The organism is Nonomuraea sp. NPDC005983 (assembly GCF_040614375.1).
In the GTDB taxonomy this organism is placed as follows: Bacteria; Actinomycetota; Actinomycetes; order Streptosporangiales; family Streptosporangiaceae; genus Nonomuraea.
On the sequence record NZ_JBEXUP010000174.1, the window covers coordinates 1 to 16,806 of the forward strand.

Below are 16,806 nucleotides of genomic sequence, written 5' to 3' on the forward strand. Positions count from 1 at the left end.
GGCGGCCGGGCGCGGGCGGGTCCGCCTGGCGGGTGCGGCCCTCGTCGTGAACGCGCCCGCGGTGCTGATCGCACTGCCTCTGGTCCCCGTCGCCGAGCTGGCCGCCACGCCCGTCCCGGTGATCAACGAGGTGGCACGCGAGTCGGTCGGCTGGCCGCGCTTCGACGCCGCCGTGACCGGCGTGCTGCGGACGCTGCCGCCCGGGGAGCAGGCGCAGGCCGTGGTCGTGACCGGCAGCTACGGGGAGCACGGGTCGCTGACACGGGCGGGCGTCCCGCGCGTCTACAGCGGCCACAACCAGCTCTGGGAGTACGGCCCGCCGCCGGGGAGCGGCACGGTCGCCGTCCTCGTCAACATCGACCGGCCCGGCAGGGACCTGTTCGGCAGCTGCGAGGAGAAGGCCCGCGTCGACAACGGGGTCGGCGTCGAGAACGAGGAGCAGGGCATGCCGGTCTTCCTGTGCCGGGGGCTCAAACGGCCGTGGAGCGAGGTCTGGCCTCTCTGGCGGCACTACAGCTAGGGGTAGTTCGCCCGCGAACGATCTTGCTGTCCCACCGTAACCTGATATGTAGGGATAGACAGGAGACGGGGTGGGCTCATGCGACGCAGGTACCGGGTCAGGCTGCGCAGGGATCTGCCGGTCCCCATGCCCGACGGGGTGACGCTGCTGGCCGACCACTACACGCCGATCGGGTCCGAGCGGGCGCCGGTGATCCTCATCCGCTCGCCGTACGGCAGGCGCGGCCTGTTCGGCTGGGTGTACGGCCGGGGCTTCGCCAGGAACGGCCTCCAGGTGGTGATCCAGAGCTGCCGGGGCGGGTTCGGCTCGGGCGGGTTACTCGACCCGCTGGGCGACGAGCACGACGACGGCCTCGCCACCGTGGCCTGGCTGCGCGAGCAGCCCTGGTATGGCGGCTCGTTCGGCATGTTCGGCCCGTCCTACCTGGGCTACACGCAGTGGGCGATCGCCCCGTACGCGGGGCCCGAGCTGAAGGCGATGGCCACGCAGATCACCGCGTCGCAGTTCAGGGACGCCGCCTACGTGGGCGGGGCGTTCGCGCTGGAGTCGGCGCTGAGCTGGACGACGCTGACCGACGCGATGTCGCGCAGGTTCGGCGGCACGGCGGTGCTGACCGCGCCGCGGCTGACCCGCAGGGCGGTGCTGTCAGGACGTCCGGTGGCCGAGCTCGACCTGGTGTCCGCGGGACGGCCGCTGCGCTTCTACCAGGACCTGCTGGCCCACCACCAGGACCCGGCGGTGCCGTACTGGGACAAGCGCGACTTCTCCCCGAGGGTCGGCGACGTGGAGGCGCCCGTCACCATGCTGGGCGGCTGGTACGACGTGTTCCTGCCGTGGCAGCTCAAGGACTACCTGGCGATGCGGGCGGCCGGGCGGCGGCCGTACCTGACGATCGGCCCCTGGTACCACGTCGACACCCGGCACGGCCGGCCCTCGCTGGCCGACGCGCTGGCGTGGTTCCGCGCCCACCTGCTGGACGACCCGTCCGGGCTGCGGGCCGACCCGGTGCGGCTGTACGTGACCGGCGCCGAGGAGTGGCGCGACTACCCCGACTGGCCGGTGCCGGGCATGCGGGAGCGGCGCTGGCACCTGCAGCACGGCTTCGGCCTGGGCCCCGACGGGCCGCTGGAGTCCGAGCCCGACCGGTTCCGCTACCACCCGGACCATCCGACGCCGGTGATCGGCGGGCCGGTGCTGCTCGCCGACTCGCGGCCGCGCGACCAGCGGCGGCTGGAGGCGCGGCGGGACGTGCTGGTCTACAGCTCCCCGGCGCTGGAGTCGGCGGTGGAGATGATCGGCCCGGTCACCGCCGAGCTGTTCGTCCGGTCGAGCACGCCGTACGTGGACGTGGTGGTCCGTGTCTGCGACGTCCACCCGGACGGCAGGTCGTACAACCTGAGCGAGGGCGTCCGCAGGCTCGGCCCCGGCGACGGCACTGGGGACGACGCGGGGGACGGCGTGCGCAGGGTTCTGGTGGACCTGTGGCCCATCGGGCACCGGTTCGAGCGCGACCACCGCATCCGGGTGCACGTGGCGGCCGGCGCGTACCCGACGATCGCCCGCAACCCCGGCACCGGCGACCCGCTCGGCCTGGGCGGGCCGATGGTGCCCGCGGACGTCGAGGTGTTCCACGAGCCCGGCCGCCCGTCCGCGGTGGTGATGCCGTTGTGCGCGCCGCGCGGCTGATGTCGCTGCTCCTGCTGCTGCAGGGGCGCGGCGGGATGACGGCCGCCGAGCTGGCCAAGGAGCTGGAGGTGTCGGAGCGGACCGTGCACCGGGACGTGCTGGCGCTGTCGGCGGCGGGCATCCCGGTCTACGCCGACCGCGGCCGCGGCGGCGGTTACCGGCTGCTGGACGGCTACCGGACCAGGCTGACGGGCCTCGACAGGGCGGAGGCCGAGGCGCTGTTCCTGTCGGGCGTGCCCGCGGCGCTGCGCGAGATGGGGCTGGGCGAGGTGGCGGCGACGGCCCGGCTGAAGGCCGCGGCCGCGCTCTCCCCCGGCCTGCGCGACGCGCCCGCCACCGCCGCGCAGCGCTTCCATCTGGACGCGCCCGGCTGGTTCGCCGGCGACGACCCGCCTCCGGCCGCGCTCGCGCCGCTGGCCAGGGCGGTGTGGCAGGACCGTCCCGTCACGGTCGTCTACAAGGAGCGGCAGCGGGTGCTGGAGCCGTACGGGCTGGTGCTCAAGGCGGGCGCCTGGTATCTGGCCGCCTGCTCCGACCGGCGCTTCCTCATCTTCCGGGTGGACCGGATCGGCGAGATCGGCGTGCACGAGGCGGCCTTCGACCGGGACCCCGGCTTCGACCTGGCCGCCTTCTGGGCCGAGCAGTCCGCCGCGTTCACCCGCTCGCTGCTCCGGAGCGAGATCACGCTCCGCCTGACCCCGCGCGGGCTCAGGATGCTCCGTCACATCGCCGACCCCGCCGCGCTGGACGCCGCCCTGGCCTCACACCAGCCCGACGGAACGGTACGGCTCGGCGTCGAGTCGGTGGAGGTCGCCTACTCGCAGGTCCTGCGGTTCGGCCCGGAGGCGGAGGTCCTGGACCCGCCCGAGCTGCGCGCCCTGCTCGCCGACGCCGCCACCCGCATGGCCCGCCTGTACGACCAGGTCGCGCCTCAGCGGTAGTCGTCCGGGTCGGCGGTCCTGCCGGGCTCCCTGACCTCGGTGATGTAGCGCCACACGTCGGGACGGCTGCCGTCGACGTCCGTGAAGCCGTACTCCCGCGCGAGCTCGCCGCTGGAGACGGATCTGCCCGACCACCGCTGCCTGCCGGGGTCGGTGGCGAGGGCGGCGACGGCGCGTCCGACGTAGGCGGGCGTCTCCGACACGGCGAACGTGGGCTCTTGGGCGACGGCGTCCCGCCAGGTCTCCTCGGTGACGCCGAAGTTCTCCAGCATGGCCTCCGAGCGCAGGAATCCGGGGGTGAGGGCCACCGCGGTGCCGCCGTGCGGGTGCAGGTCGTGGGCCTGGCCGAAGGCGAGCCGGTTCACCGACACCTTGGCCAGGTCGTAGAAGGGCGAGACCCGGTAGCGGGTGGCGTTGTAGTCGGTGGTGCCGTCGGTCACCTCGACCACCAGCCCGCCCGGGTTGCGGATCAGCAGCGGCAGCGCGTGGTGACTGGTGATGAGGTGGGTGTCGATCGCCAGCCTGAGCAGCCGCAGCCCGTTGTCCAGGTCGTGCTCCCACACCGGGGTGTCCCACTCGAACAGCGCGTCGCCTCCCCAGACGTCGTTGACCAGGACGTCCAGCCGGCCGTGCTCCTTGTCGATCCGTTCGACCAGCGCCCTGACCTGCGCCGGGTCCAGATGGTCGACCTGGACGGCGATGCCGGTGCCGCCCGCCTCCGTCACCAGCCCGGCCGTCTCCTCGATCGTCTCGGGCCTGTTCATCTCGGAGCGCCGCGCCCGGGTCGAGCGTCCGGTGCAGTAGACGGTCGCGCCGATCGCGCCCAGCTCGACCGCGATGCCCCGTCCTGTTCCGCGGGTCGCCCCCGCCACCAAAGCAATCATGAGGGGATCCTCTCCGAAAAAGAGGACAGGGCATGTCATGTTTTTAGCTGATCTCCTGTGATAAGTAGGGAGTTACCATGAACAGCGAATTCGAGCTCCGCGGGGTCAACCACGTCGCGCTGGTCTGCTCCGACATGGAGCGGACGGTGGACTTCTACTCGGGCGTGCTCGGCATGCCGCTGATCAAGACGATCGAGCTGCCGATGGGCTGGGGCCAGCACTTCTTCTTCGACTGCGGCGGCGGCAACGCGCTGGCGTTCTTCTGGTTCCCCGACGCCCCCGACGGCGTGCCCGGCGTGTCGGCGCCGAAGAGCCTGCCCGACAGGGGCGAGCTGCTGTCGGCCGTCGGCTCGATGAACCACATCGCGTTCGACGTCCCGCCGGAGAAGATCGAGGAGTACCGCGACAGGCTCGTCGCCAAGGGCGTCGACGTGGGCGTGCTGCTCAACCACGACGACAGCGAGTTCGGCGTCGCCGCGGAGATGCACGACGGCGTGTTCGTCAGGTCCATCTACTTCAAGGACCCCGACGGCGTCCTGGTCGAGTTCGCCGCCTGGACCCGTCGCGTCGGGCAGCCCGGCGACGTGCGGCACGAGCCGCGGACCGCGGCCGAACGGACCGTCTGACAGGCACGACCGCGCGCGCCCGGAAACGCCCGTCCGGCGCGCTTGGTACGGAACCGCCCGCGTCACGACCGTTCGTCGCGAGGAGCCGACCATTCGGCGATCGGTGACCTGTTCGCAACACTCGCGTCCCTACAGTGCGTGATCAGAGCTGCTTCTCCTCACCTCCGAAGGAGACCGCCGTGCCCGATGACAAGCGTGACCGCAGCCCCTGGAACTGGCTGCTGCTCGTGCCCATCGCCATCCCCCTGATGACGTTCCTGTACAACGCCGACCAGCCGCAGCTGCTCGGCTTCCCGCTGTTCTACTGGCTCCAGATCGCCTTCATCCTGCTCGGCGTGGCCACGACCGCGCTGGTCTACCAGATGACCAAGCGCGGGAGGCGGCGATGAGCGAGCACCTGACCGAGATCGTCGTCTTCACCGTGCTGTTCCTGGTGGTCAGCGGCGTGGGCTTCGTCGCCGCCCGGTGGCGGCGTCCGGCGGACCTGGCCAGCCTGCACGAGTGGGGGCTCGGCGGGCGCAACTTCGGCTCGTGGATCACCTGGTTCCTCATCGGCGGCGACCTGTACACCGCCTACACCTTCGTCGCCGTGCCCGCCCTGCTGTTCGGCGCGGGCGCCGCCGGGTTCTTCGCGGTGCCGTACACGGTGATCACCTATCCGATCGTGTTCCTCATCATGATCAGGCTGTGGTCGGTGTCGCACGTGCACCGCCTGGTGACGCCCGCCGACTTCGTCCGGGTGCGGTTCGGCTCGCCCACGCTGGCGCTGCTGGTGGCGATCACCGGCATCGTGGCGACCATGCCGTACATCGCGCTGCAGCTGGTCGGCATCGAGGCGGTGCTGAAGACGATGGGCGTGGCGGGCAGCGGCTTCCTCAGCGACCTGCCGCTGATCATCGCGTTCGTGATCCTGGCGGCGTACACCTACCAGTCGGGGCTGCGCGCGCCCGCGCTGATCGCGTTCGTCAAGGACGTCCTCATCTACCTGGTCATCCTGGTCGCGATCTTCTACATCCCGGCCAGGCTGGGCGGCTGGGCCGAGATCTTCGACGGGGCCGCGAAGAAGTTCGCCAAGACCCCCGCGCCCGGCGACGGGACCCTGCTCAACAGCAACAACCAGCTGCAGTACGTCACGCTGGCCCTGGGCTCGGCGCTCGCGCTGTTCCTCTACCCGCACAGCGTGACCGGCGTGCTGGCCTCGCGCAACCGCGACGTGATCAAGCGGAACATGTCCGCGCTGCCCGCCTACAGCCTGCTGCTGGCCCTGATCGCGCTGCTCGGCTACATGGCGATCAAGGCGGGCATCAAGCCGATCGGCACGGACGTCAACACGGTCGTGCCGCAGCTGTTCGACCAGATGTTCCCCGACTGGTTCGCGGGTGTCGCGTTCGCGGCGGTCGGCATCGGGGCGCTCGTCCCCGCGGCGATCATGTCGATCGCGGCGGCCAACCTGTTCACCCGCAACATCTACCGCGAGTACGTCAACAGGAACGCGACCGACGCCCAGGAGGCGGCCGTCAGCAAGGTGACCTCGCTGGTGGTGAAGGTCGGCGCGGTGCTGTTCATCCTCCTCATCGACCCGCAGTTCTCCATCGATCTGCAGCTGATCGGCGGCGTGATCATCCTGCAGACGCTGCCCTCGGTCGCCATCGGGCTGTTCACCCGCTGGTTCCACCGGGGCGGGCTGATCGCGGGCTGGATCGCCGGGATGGGCGGCGGCCTGCTGATGCTCTACGCCATCGAGAACCCGGCCACCAAGCACGCCCACTTCGGCGGGTCGGCGTTCCCGCTGGCCAAGCTGGGCCTCGACACCAAGATGACGATCTACGCGGGCTTCCTGGCACTGCTGCTCAACCTGGTCGTCGCGGTCCTCGGCACGCTCGTGGCCAGGGCCATGAAGGCACCGGACGGCGAGGACGGCACCAGCGCCGAGCACTACACGGCCGACGAGGGCGACCCCCGCGTCAAGGACCTCGACCTGTCCGGCTCGACCTGACATCTCACATGCCGAGACAGCCTCCCGGCATTTAGGCCAAACCGTAACATCATCGACATTGGGCTTAATACCTCCGTAAAGCTAACCTCCCTCCATTGACAACGTGTCAGGAGCCGGTCAGGTCCGACCGGCTCCTGATCCATCCTTCGGAGGGTCGATGACAACCCGGGAACCCGGGCAGGCACGCAGTGACCGCAGCCCCTGGAACTGGCTGCTGGTCCCGCCGATCGTGCTGCCGCTGCTGACGTTCCTGTTCAACGCCGACGAGCCCCGCCTGTTCGGCTTCCCGCTGTTCTACTGGCTGCAGATTGCGTTCATCATCGTGGGCGTCGCCTGCACCACCATCGTGTACAGGATGACCAAGTGAACGGACACACGACCGAGCTGGTCGTCTTCGCCCTCCTGTTCCTCGTGGTGAGCGCCATGGGATTCGTCGCGGCCAGGTGGCGGCGGCCCAAGGACATCGAGAGCCTGCACGAGTGGGGCCTCGGCGGCAGGAACTTCGGCTCCTGGATCACCTGGTTCCTCGTCGGCGGCGACCTGTACACCGCCTACACCTTCGTCGCCGTTCCGGCGCTGGTGTTCAGCTCGGGCGCGCTCGGCTTCTACGCCCTCCCCTACACCGTGGTGGTCTACCCGCTGGTGTTCCTCGTGCTGGCGCGGATGTGGTCGATCTCGCACGTGCACGGGTTCGTCACGCCCGCCGACTTCGTCCGGGCCCGGTTCGGCTCCCCCGCCCTGGCCCTGGCCATCGCCATCACCGGCCTGGTCGCGACCATGCCGTACATCGCGCTGCAACTCGTCGGCATCGAGGCCGTGCTGAAGACGATGGGCATCACCGGGCACCTGCCGATCATCATCGCGTTCGCGATCCTGGCGGCGTACACCTACCAGTCGGGGCTGCGCGCGCCCGCGCTGATCGCGTTCGTCAAGGACACGCTGATCTACATCGTGATCCTGGCCGCGGTCATCTACATCCCGGCCAAGCTGGGCGGCTGGGGGTCGGTGTTCGACGCGGCGGCGGCCAAGTTCGCCAAGACGCCCGCCCCGAACGACGGCATCACGCTCAACAGCGCCAACCAGTTCCAGTACATCACCCTCGCCCTGGGCTCCGCGCTCGCGCTGTTCCTCTACCCGCACAGCCTCACCGGCGTGCTCGCCTCGAAGAACCGCGGCGTCATCAAGCGCAACATGGCGGCGCTGCCCGCCTACAGCTTCCTGCTCGGCCTGATCGCGCTGCTCGGCTTCATGGCGATCGCGGCGGGCACCAAGCCGGTCGTCGGCGCCAACGGCAAGGCCGACCCCAACACGATCGTCCCCGCGCTGTTCGACCAGATGTTCCCCGACTGGTTCGCCGGAGTCGCCTACGCCGCGGTCGGCATCGGCGCGCTGGTGCCTGCGGCGATCATGTCGATCGCGGCGGCCAACCTGTTCACTCGCAACATCTACCGCGAGTACATCAACAAGGACGCCAGCGACGCCCAGGAGGCCAAGGTCTCCAAGCTGGTGTCGCTGGTCGTCAAGGTCGGCGCGGTGCTGTGCATCCTGCTGCTCGACCCGCAGTTCTCCATCGACCTGCAGCTCATCGGCGGCGTGATCATCCTGCAGACGCTGCCGTCGGTGGCGCTCGGCCTCTACACGCGCTGGTTCCACAAGGGCGGCCTGATCGCGGGCTGGGCGCTCGGCCTGGCATCCGGGATGTGGATGCTGTACCTGATCCCCAACCCGGCCAACGGCAAGGCCCACTTCGGCGGCTCGGCGTTCGCGCTGTCGAACTTCGGCTTCGACACCAAGGCGACCCTCTACGCGGGCTTCCTCGCGCTGATCGTCAACCTGGTGGTGGCGGCGCTCGGCACGCTGCTGTTCCGCGCGCTCAAGGTGGCCGACGGCGAGGACTCGACCAAGCAGGACGAGTACTTCGCCGACGAGGGCGACCCCCTGGTCAAGGACACGGACCTGACCGGCGCGCACTGACCTGACGCCGGACACCGGAACGACCCGCCCTCCATCGCTGGAGGGCGGGTCGTTCCATGTCGTCGGGAGGCACGGCCGACGGGCTCAAAAGCGGTCAGCGCCTGGCGGCGGCCGGACCCGCGTCCGCACGCCCTGGGAGAGCGGAGCGTTGAGGCGGGGCGTGTGGTCGGTGGTGATGATCTCCGGCAGCTCGTTGTCGGGGTTCAGCGCCATGCCTGGAGTTCGTCGCCGTTCGGGTCGTCCACCAGGCTCCATTCACCGTTGATGCGCATGGTGGCCCGGCGGCCGGTGTCGTAGCGGTCCCAGCCGGGATCGCCGGTCGTGGCGAAGGACACCCAGGCGGCATGCATCCGGGCGGCCAGGTCCGCGGGCGGCTCGTCCGGTCCGAGCAGGGCCTCGGGGCCGCGCAGCCGAGGTAGCCCGGTGCCGTCGAAGACGAACGGCAGCTCCACGGCGTGGCTGGCGCCCAGCTCGCCGCCCAGCGCGTTCGAGCGCCATGCGAACGAGTAGCGGTAGGTCGCGGCGGCGGTGCGGCCTACGTGCTCGGCATGCGCGGCATGTCCCGTGTGTGCGACATGCCCCGTGTGTGCGGCGTGCACGTCGGCCAGGCGCTGGCTTCCCGAGCCGAACAGTGCGTCGCCCATGATGGCCGAGCGCAGTTCTCCGAAGGACGCCTCCGGCCTGGCCTTGCGGTAGGTCTCGACGAGGTGGGCGGGCCGCGGGTGCGAGCGGGCCGCGGCGGCGTCCACGTCCGCCGCGGTCGAGGTGGACAGGTTCCCGAACGGCGCCAGGTAGAGGTTGGCCTCCTCCGTGTTGGTGCCAACCAGCAGGTCCACGCCCGCGCCGCGGCCCGCGGCGACGGCCTCGGCCGGTTGCCTGTCGAGCACGAGGCTGAACGGGCTGAGTCCGATGAGCGGGTCCGTGTGGGTCTCGGTTCGCAGGTCGATGCCCGACAGTTCGGACATCACCTCGACGAGCCGCCCGTCGGGGATACGGGCGAAGGCGTCGGCGTGCGGCTCGACGCCCAGGGCGCCGGCCGCGGCGCGGGTCACGCGGGCGGCCTGTTCGGGCGTGAAGGCCCCGAGGCCGCTGCCGCTTTGCACGATCGCGCGCTGGAACAGTCCCTCGGCCTCGGGCGCGGCCAGCACGCCGCCGACGATCGTGGCGCCCGCGGACTGGCCGAACAGGGTTACGCGGGCGGGGTCGCCGCCGAACGCGGTGATGCCGGCCCGTACCCAGCGCAGGGCGGCGATGACGTCGAGCAGGCCCCGGTTGTCAGGCGCGCCCGGCAGGTGGAGGAAGCCCGGGATGCCCAGCCGGTAGTTCAGCGTCACGAGGACGACCCCATCGCGGGCGAAGGCGGCGCCGTCGTAGATCTCGGACCGGGTGGATCCGGCAACGAACCCGCCGCCGTGGACGAACACCATCACGGGCAGCCGTGCGCCGCCGGTTCCCGGCGTCCACACGTTCACGGTCAGGAAGTCCTCGCCGGGGATCCAGCCCGGTCCGAAGTACGGGGTCATGTCCACGCTGCCGAGCCTGCGTTCGGCCTGCGGCGCGGTCGGGCCGGGTGCGATGGCGTTCCGCACGCCGTCCCAAGGGGCACGCGGCCGTGGGGCGGCGAATCGGGCGGCGCCCACTGCGGGAGCGGCGTACGGGATGTTCAGGAATACGCTCGTCCCGTCGAGGCGCAGGCCGCGCACGGCGCCCTGCGCGGTGACGACGATGTCGTCCGCCTGGTGGTTCATCGGGCGTCCTTCGAGGTCTCGGCGTGCGGCGCGAACGGCGCCCAGCCCTTGATGGCGAACCGGCTCCCGTCGCGAGCCACCTCGACGGCCCCCTGCCCGCCCAGGTGCGCGGGGACGACCAGGGCGCCCCGGTCGGCGGCCCAGCCGAGTACCTTGCGGCGGGTGGCGCGGGATCCGGCCGGGTCCTCGCAGAAGCAGCTGTTCGTGTCCGGCTCCACGAATTGCACGGGGCTGTGCAGCATGTCGCCGACGAACACCGCGCGATCCGTGCCCGATTCGAGAACGACCACGGAGGACCCGGGCGTGTGGCCGGGCGCGGACTCCAGGCGCAGGTTGGCGTCGATCGTGCACGAGTCCTCCCACAGCCTCGTCAGTCCCGCCTCGTGCACGGGGGCGACGCTGTCCTCGAACACGTTCTGGTTGCCCCGCCCGAGCAGCGGCTTGTGCTCGTTCGCCGGGTTCCAGAAGTCGAAGTCGGCCTTGGGGATGAGGTAGGTGGCGTTGGGGAAGGTCGGCACCCAGGTGCGGCCGTCGAGGTAGGTGTTCCAGCCGACGTGGTCCACGTGGAGGTGGGTGTTCACCACGATGTCCACGTCCTCGGGCCGTACGCCGGCGCGGGCCAGGTTGTCCAGGAAATCGGTGTCGAGGCGGCTCCAGACCGGCGAGTAGGGCCGCTCCTTGTGGTTGCCGACCCCGGTGTCGATGAGGATGTTCCTGCCCTCGCTGTGCAGCAGCCAGGTCTGGATCGCGGAGTTGACGATCCGTGTCTCGGGGTCCACGAAGTGCGGCTCCAGCCAGGAGGAGTGCTCCTCCCAGGTGCGTGGCGAGCTTTCCGGGAAGAACGTCTCGGGCGTCATCGCGACGGAGCCGTAGTACTCCCACACCCGCGTGACCGCGACGTCACCCAGAGTGATCCGATCGGTGAGCATGAGCATTCCTTGATCGATGAGTGGTGATGAGCGCGGTCCATCGTGCGCCGCCGCCCCGGACGAGCGGTATGCGACAGGTGACTGCATCTACCACCCGGCACACGTTGCTACGGTGACACGACGGTGTCACGGACCGAGGCTGCGTCACGGCCGACGAGTACGGCTGATTTCTGGAGGGAGGCCCGTGGACGAGCGGGCGCCGCGCGACCCGATCATCGGGCGGGACGCCGAGATCGAGCGGCTCTCTACCCTCGTGGCGGACGTGTCCGGCGGCGGACGCGTCCTGCTCCTGTCCGGAGCCGCAGGATCAGGCAAGAGCACCCTGCTGGAGGACGCGGCCCGCCGCGCCGAGGCGACAGGCCACCGGGTGCTGCGCGCGACCGGCCGAGAGTCCGAGCGGGATCTGGCCTTCGCAGGGCTCCACCAGCTCCTGCGGCCGGTGCTGCACAAGGTGGCCGACCTGCCGGACAGACAGCGCCTGGCCCTGCTGGGAGCCTTCGGCTTCGTGTCCGACACCCTCGATCCCCTCCTGACAGGTGTCGCGGTCCTGACCCTGCTGTCCCAGATGGCCGAACGGGCGCCTCTCGTGGTCGTGCTCGACGACGCCCAGTGGATCGACTCCGCCTCCGCCGCCGTCCTCGCCTTCGCCACCCGGCGGCTGGACGCCGACCCGGTCGCCGTGCTGGCCGCTGTGCGCGACGGCGATCCCGGCTTCGACCGGGAACTCCCGACGCTCACGCTGGGCCCGCTCGACGACGCGGCGCTCCGGCGGCTGCTCGACCTGCGCTCGCCGGGCCTCACAGGCAGGATCAGGGAACGCGTCCTCGACCAGGCCGCGGGGAACCCGCTGGCCCTGCTCGAACTGGCACAGGCGGCCCACACCCATCCCCACGTCGACGATCATCACGGGCCACTGCCGGTCGGCGAGCGCCTGGAGGGCATCTACGCCGCCCGGCTGGCAGAGCTGCCGGAAGCCGGTCGGCGCGCCCTGCTGCTGCTGGCCGCCGCCGACCTGGAGGATCCCTCGGACACCGTCCTGGCGCTGCTGCCCGACGCCGACGACAAAGCCTGGCCCGCCGTCGAAGAGTCCGGACTGATCCGCCGGGCAGGCCGGCACCTACGGTTCCGCCACCCGCTGATCCGCTCCGCGATCTACCACGCCGCGCCGTTCGACGCCCGCATGGCAGCCCACCGCGCGCTGGCCGACGCCCTGCGAGACGAACCGGACCGCCGCGCCTGGCATCTGGCCGCCGCGACCCTCCACCCGGACGCCGACGTGTCGGCGGCCCTGGAGCAAACGGCCGGCAGGGCACGCAGGCGAGGCGGCTACGCGGCAGCGGCCAAGGCTCTGGCCCGCGCGGCGGAACTGCGTCCCGGACGCGACGAGGGCGCCCGGCTGCTGGTGGACGCGGCCGGCCTGGCCGTCTTCACCGGGGACCTGTCCTGGGTGGAGGAACTGGCCGGCCAGGCCCGCGCCGGTACCGACGACCCCGCCGTGCTGGCCGCCGCCTCACTGCACGTCGGCCGGCTGGCCGCGCTGACCAGGCAGCACGCCGCCGCTTTCGCCGGCCTGGCCGCGATCGCCGACGACCTGGCCACCACGCATCCGGCCACCGCGCTGGACGCACTCGTCGCCGCCGCCGTGCTGCGCTTCTACTCGGGCGAGGAGTCCCAGCGGCGGGAGATCGAACGGATCCTGCCGCGCCTGGCCCCAGAGCCGCTGCGGGACTGGGTGCGAATCGTGTCGGACCCGTTCGGCGGCGGACGCGAGCTCACACCCCGGCTGCCGGACCTGATCGCCACGGCCAGGGGCCGCCCCGAACAGCTGACCGCGCTCGCCATCGCGGCCTGGGTGCTGGATGAGACCCCGCTGGCCGTCCGCACGTTCGAGGAGGCCATCCGGTCGTGGCGCACCGCGGGCCCGCTCCCCGACGGGCTGGGCGGCGTCGTCGCGCTGGCCTACTTCGAGTACGGCCACTGGGGGCAGGCCCGGGAGGTCTGCGCCGAACTCGCCGCGCCGGCCGCGGCGGCGGGCCTCGACCACGCCGTCGCCTGCGCACACGCCATCGACGCGATGGTCCTGGCCTCCCAAGGTGACGCGGCGGGTGCACGCGCGCTCGCCGACGAGGCGCTGCGCCTGGTGGACCCGTTGGAGAGCCGATCGGTTGCCGTGTACGCGCACCGCGCCCTGGCCTCCGCCGCCATGGTCGAAGGCGACTACCAGGCGGCCTACGAGCAGGCGCGGATGGTGTTCGACCCCGACGGCGAGCCCGCCCACTACCACGCCTCCTACCCGGCGCTGCCGGAACTCGCCGAGTCCGCCGCGCGGAGCGGCCACCACGCCGACGCGATCGAGATCGTCGAGCGCTCGGGCCGTGCTCTCGCCCGCGGCGGCTCGCCCCGCCTGCGGGCCCTGGTCCACCGCAGCCGCGGGCTGCTGGCCGAACCTGGCCACGCCGAGCCCGGCTTCCTGGCCGCCCTGGCCGACCCCGCGCTGGAACGCTGGCCCTTCGAACGCGCGCAGGCGCTGCTGGAGTACGCGGAATGGCTGCGCCGCCGACGCCGGATCGCCGAGGCGCGGCCGTTCCTCAGCGCCGCGTACGACACCTTCCGCCGCCTGGGCGCCCGGCCGTGGGCGGAACGCGCGCAGGCCGAACTGCGGGCGGCCGGTCTGGACGTCGACACGCCCGACCCCGGCGCCTTCGCCGGGCTCTCCCCGCAACAGCAGCAGATCGTCCGGCTCGCCGCCCGCGGGCTGACCAACCGCGAGATCGGCGAACGGCTCTTCCTGTCGCCGCGCACCGTCGGCTCCCACCTCTACCGCACCTTTCCCAAGCTGGGGGTCACCGCCCGCTCCCAGCTGCGCGACGTGCTGGAGACGGCGGCCCGCGGAACCGACTAGGGCGCCGGGCACCCGATACGGGCTTCGCCGAGGTGTCAGCGGGCGGAGCGAGCCGCGCCGCGCCGGCCCGGCACGCGGCGCTCCTGGCGCGACGCCTGGCAGTCGGCCGGGTGAAGGCGCTCGCCGGACGGCCCGGTCAGCCGACCCTCGCGTCCTCCTTCTTGCGGGCGTACCAGGTGACCACCCAGAGGATCAGGCCGAGCGCGAGCAGCACGCCCGCGATCTTGTACTGGCCGGCGGGACGCCCAGAGGACCACGGCAGGACGAGGTACAGGCACGTGATCGCGCCCACCACGGGCAGGACGCGCCCCGCGCTGAAGTGCCTGGTCGCCGCCCTTTCCCTGCGCAGGACGAGAACGGACACGTTGACCAGCGCGAAGACCGCCAGCAGGAGCAGCGACGTCGTCCCGCCCAGCAACGACACGACCGGGCTGTCGGGGCTCAGCGAGACGAACGTGATCAGCCCGAGGGCGATCACGGTGGTGAACACGATCGCCGCCTGCGGCGTGCGCCGCCCCGGGTGCACCTTGGCCAGGAAGGACGGCAGCACGCCCTGCTTGCTCATGCCGTACAGCAGTCGGCTGGCCATCAGCATGTTGATCAACGCGGAGTTCGCCACGGCGAACATCGAGATGAACGGCAGCAGATCGGCGATCGGGAAGCCGGGGGCCGCGGTCTGCACCACCGTCGCGAGCGGGGTCTCGCTGTCGGAGAGCTGGCCGACGGGGACCACGGCGACGGCGCAGATGGACACGAGCACGTAGATCAGCCCGGTGATCCCCAGCCCGGTGAACATCATGCGAGGGAAGATCCGGGCCGGATTCTTGGTCTCCTCAGCCATGTTGACCGAGTCCTCGAACCCGACCATGGCGAAGAAGGCCAGCGACGTCGCCGTGCTGACCGCCATGAACACGCTCTTGTCGGAGGCGGTCTCGAAGGCGACGACGCGGGAGAAGTCGGCGTTTCCACCGAGGATGAAGAACAGGCTGATCAGGATGACGATCAGCAGACCTGAGAGCTCGACCGCGGTGAGCAGGACGTTGATCTTGACGCTCTCGCCGACGCCGCGGAGGTTGACGGCCAGGATCAGGAGCATGAACGCCAGCGCGATCAGCAGGATGACGCCGTTGCCGACGTCCAGGCCGAAGCCGGTGGCGAGGTTGGCGGCGAAGGCCCGAGACGCTGCCGAGGCCGAGGTGATGCCGGAGCACATCACCGCGAAGCACACCAGGAAGGTCAGGAGGTGTTTGCCGAAGGCCTTGTGCACGTACAGTGCGGCTCCGGCGGCCTGCGGGTACTTGGTCACCAGCTCCAGGTACGAGCACGCCGTGATCAACGCGACCGTGAAGGCGATGGCGAACGGCAGCCAGGCCGCGCCGCCCACCTCGCCGGCGATCTCGCCGGTCAGCGCGTAGATCCCGGTGCCGAGAATGTCGCCGATGATGAACAGCAGCAACAGGCCCGGGCCCATCACCTGCTTCAGACTCGGCTCGCCGCCGCCGGTCTCCTCGGTTGGACTGGGGGGTCTGGTCTGCGACATGCGGTAGTCCTTCTCACTGTGAGCCTTGGGGAAACAGATGAAGTCGGTACGTCCCCGTGCCGGGGACCGACGCTGCCGTAGCGCGGCAGGTCCGTCGCTGGTGTACCTAGGGAGCGCAGGCCGGAGGACGGGCGCAAGCGGCTGGAGAGCCGACGACCTGGAACCGCGACCGCGCTACGCGGCGGGCGGTAACGGGGAATTCGGCCTGCGACGACGCCGTGGGGCCGGCTCGCCTGGGCCGCCGCGCTGGACGTCTGCTACCTGGCGGCCACGCTGGGGTTGTTCGCGTGGGGCGCTCAGCAACGCCCGGCGGCGCGGGAAGCTCTCCCGTTTCGGGGACTGACGGCCGCGACGATCGCGTCGACCAGGCCCTGCTCCACCTCGGCCCGGTCCACCTCCGGGTGGTCGAGCCACCAGTCGCCGGTGCTCTGCACCATGCCGACGAAGGCGTGGCCGAGCACCTGGGCGCGTACGGGGTCGGCGACCGCCTGCTCGGCGGCCAGTACCGCACCCAGTTCCTCGCCGAGGCTGCGCACCAGCGACGACATGTGCGAGCGGATGCGGGTGTCCTCGCCGCTGGCCCGGTGGAACAGGAACCGGTAGAGGTTGCGGTTGGCGGAGATCAGGTCGAGGTAGGCGGCGACGGTGGCGCGGGCCCTGCCGCGCAGGCCGGCGCCGGGTTCGGTGAAACCGGGCCGGAGCCGGCCGATGACGGTGCGCACGTGGCGGTCGGCGAGCGCCTGGTACAGGCCGCTCTTGTCGCCGAAGTGGCGGTAGAGGATCGGTTTGGTGATGCCCGCCTCCCGCGCGATGGCCGCCATGGACGCCTCGGGGCCCTCTCGCAGGATGACCCGGTCGGCGGCGTCCAGCAGCGATCTGCGACGATCAGGATCGCGTCCGCTCACCCGCCCAGGATAGATCGAACGCGGGGCAGCAGCGCCGAGAGCACCAGCAGGCCGCCGATCACCGCGTACAGGCCGGTCACGCCGGCGAGCGTGCCCGGCGGCTCGCCCGGCAGGGCCTGGAAGCCCGGCAGCCGCCCGGCCAGCTCGACCGCGAC

15 protein-coding genes are annotated in these 16,806 nt (G+C 71.4%); 9 read left to right on the forward strand and 6 right to left on the reverse strand.

Annotated elements, in window-relative coordinates; all coding sequences use genetic code 11:
* From ABZ297_RS41490 to ABZ297_RS41500, 3 genes are all read left to right on the forward strand, one after another.
* On the forward strand, window positions 1-520 hold a 520-nt coding region (locus tag ABZ297_RS41490), incomplete at its 5' end, for a hypothetical protein (RefSeq protein ID WP_355358221.1).
* Between the two features lie 78 nt (window positions 521-598).
* Window positions 599-2,206: a CocE/NonD family hydrolase gene (locus ABZ297_RS41495; protein ID WP_355358224.1), complete on the forward strand. Its 1,608-nt coding sequence runs from the start codon at window positions 599-601 to the stop codon at window positions 2,204-2,206.
* On the forward strand, window positions 2,188-3,147 hold the full coding sequence (locus tag ABZ297_RS41500; RefSeq protein ID WP_355358227.1) for a WYL domain-containing protein: 960 nt from the start codon (window positions 2,188-2,190) through the stop codon (window positions 3,145-3,147). Before ABZ297_RS41495 ends, ABZ297_RS41500 begins: the two co-directional genes overlap by 19 nt.
* Here the strand turns inward: ABZ297_RS41500 and ABZ297_RS41505 are convergent.
* Window positions 3,138-4,031, reverse strand: coding sequence for an SDR family oxidoreductase (locus ABZ297_RS41505; protein ID WP_355358230.1), 894 nt, complete (start codon window positions 4,029-4,031; stop codon window positions 3,138-3,140). The two genes, ABZ297_RS41500 and ABZ297_RS41505, sit on opposite strands and share 10 nt — an antisense overlap.
* A 77-nt stretch (window positions 4,032-4,108) precedes the next feature.
* On the opposite strand from ABZ297_RS41505, the gene ABZ297_RS41510 reads away from it, so the two are divergent.
* The 5 genes from ABZ297_RS41510 (at window position 4,109) to mctP (ABZ297_RS41530) (ending at window position 8,627) form a co-directional block, all read left to right on the forward strand.
* The gene (locus ABZ297_RS41510) at window positions 4,109-4,657 is read left to right on the forward strand and encodes a VOC family protein (protein WP_355358233.1); all 549 of its coding nucleotides are present in this window, start codon (window positions 4,109-4,111) and stop codon (window positions 4,655-4,657) included.
* Between the two features lie 179 nt (window positions 4,658-4,836).
* On the forward strand, window positions 4,837-5,046 hold the full coding sequence (locus tag ABZ297_RS41515; RefSeq protein ID WP_355358236.1) for a DUF3311 domain-containing protein: 210 nt from the start codon (window positions 4,837-4,839) through the stop codon (window positions 5,044-5,046).
* Window positions 5,043-6,653: a monocarboxylate uptake permease MctP gene (mctP, locus tag ABZ297_RS41520; RefSeq protein ID WP_355358239.1), complete on the forward strand. Its 1,611-nt coding sequence runs from the start codon at window positions 5,043-5,045 to the stop codon at window positions 6,651-6,653. The genes ABZ297_RS41515 and mctP (ABZ297_RS41520) overlap by 4 nt, the downstream gene beginning before the upstream one ends.
* Before the next feature lie 157 nt (window positions 6,654-6,810).
* On the forward strand, window positions 6,811-7,020 hold the full coding sequence (locus ABZ297_RS41525) for a DUF3311 domain-containing protein (RefSeq protein WP_355358242.1): 210 nt from the start codon (window positions 6,811-6,813) through the stop codon (window positions 7,018-7,020).
* Window positions 7,017-8,627 (forward strand): monocarboxylate uptake permease MctP, encoded by a 1,611-nt coding sequence (gene mctP / locus ABZ297_RS41530; protein WP_355358245.1) that lies wholly within the window; start codon window positions 7,017-7,019, stop codon window positions 8,625-8,627. Before ABZ297_RS41525 ends, mctP (ABZ297_RS41530) begins: the two co-directional genes overlap by 4 nt.
* Window positions 8,628-8,711: 84 nt before the next feature.
* Here the strand turns inward: mctP (ABZ297_RS41530) and ABZ297_RS41535 are convergent, their stop codons facing one another.
* From ABZ297_RS41535 to ABZ297_RS41545, 3 genes are read right to left on the reverse strand one after another with little or no spacing between them, the layout of a single operon-like run.
* A complete protein-coding gene (locus tag ABZ297_RS41535; RefSeq protein ID WP_355358248.1) occupies window positions 8,712-8,840 on the reverse strand; it encodes a hypothetical protein in 129 nt (42 codons plus the stop codon).
* Entirely contained in the window at window positions 8,831-10,375 is a 1,545-nt protein-coding gene (locus ABZ297_RS41540) for a carboxylesterase family protein (RefSeq protein ID WP_355358251.1), read from the reverse strand. Before ABZ297_RS41540 ends, ABZ297_RS41535 begins: the two co-directional genes overlap by 10 nt.
* Window positions 10,372-11,304 carry an MBL fold metallo-hydrolase gene (locus ABZ297_RS41545; protein WP_355358254.1) on the reverse strand — a complete coding sequence of 311 codons (933 nt, stop codon included), beginning with the start codon at window positions 11,302-11,304 and terminating at the stop codon, window positions 10,372-10,374. Before ABZ297_RS41545 ends, ABZ297_RS41540 begins: the two co-directional genes overlap by 4 nt.
* A gap of 184 nt (window positions 11,305-11,488) precedes the next feature.
* On the opposite strand from ABZ297_RS41545, the gene ABZ297_RS41550 reads away from it, so the two are divergent.
* The gene (locus tag ABZ297_RS41550; protein ID WP_355358257.1) at window positions 11,489-14,206 is read left to right on the forward strand and encodes an AAA family ATPase; all 2,718 of its coding nucleotides are present in this window, start codon (window positions 11,489-11,491) and stop codon (window positions 14,204-14,206) included.
* Window positions 14,207-14,342: 136 nt separating this feature from the next.
* On the opposite strand, the gene ABZ297_RS41555 is transcribed toward ABZ297_RS41550, so the two are convergent.
* On the reverse strand, window positions 14,343-15,746 hold the full coding sequence (locus ABZ297_RS41555) for an APC family permease (protein WP_355358260.1): 1,404 nt from the start codon (window positions 15,744-15,746) through the stop codon (window positions 14,343-14,345).
* A gap of 296 nt (window positions 15,747-16,042) precedes the next feature.
* Window positions 16,043-16,651 (reverse strand): TetR/AcrR family transcriptional regulator, encoded by a 609-nt coding sequence (locus ABZ297_RS41560; protein WP_355358263.1) that lies wholly within the window; start codon window positions 16,649-16,651, stop codon window positions 16,043-16,045.
* Window positions 16,652-16,806 lie beyond the last annotated feature (155 nt).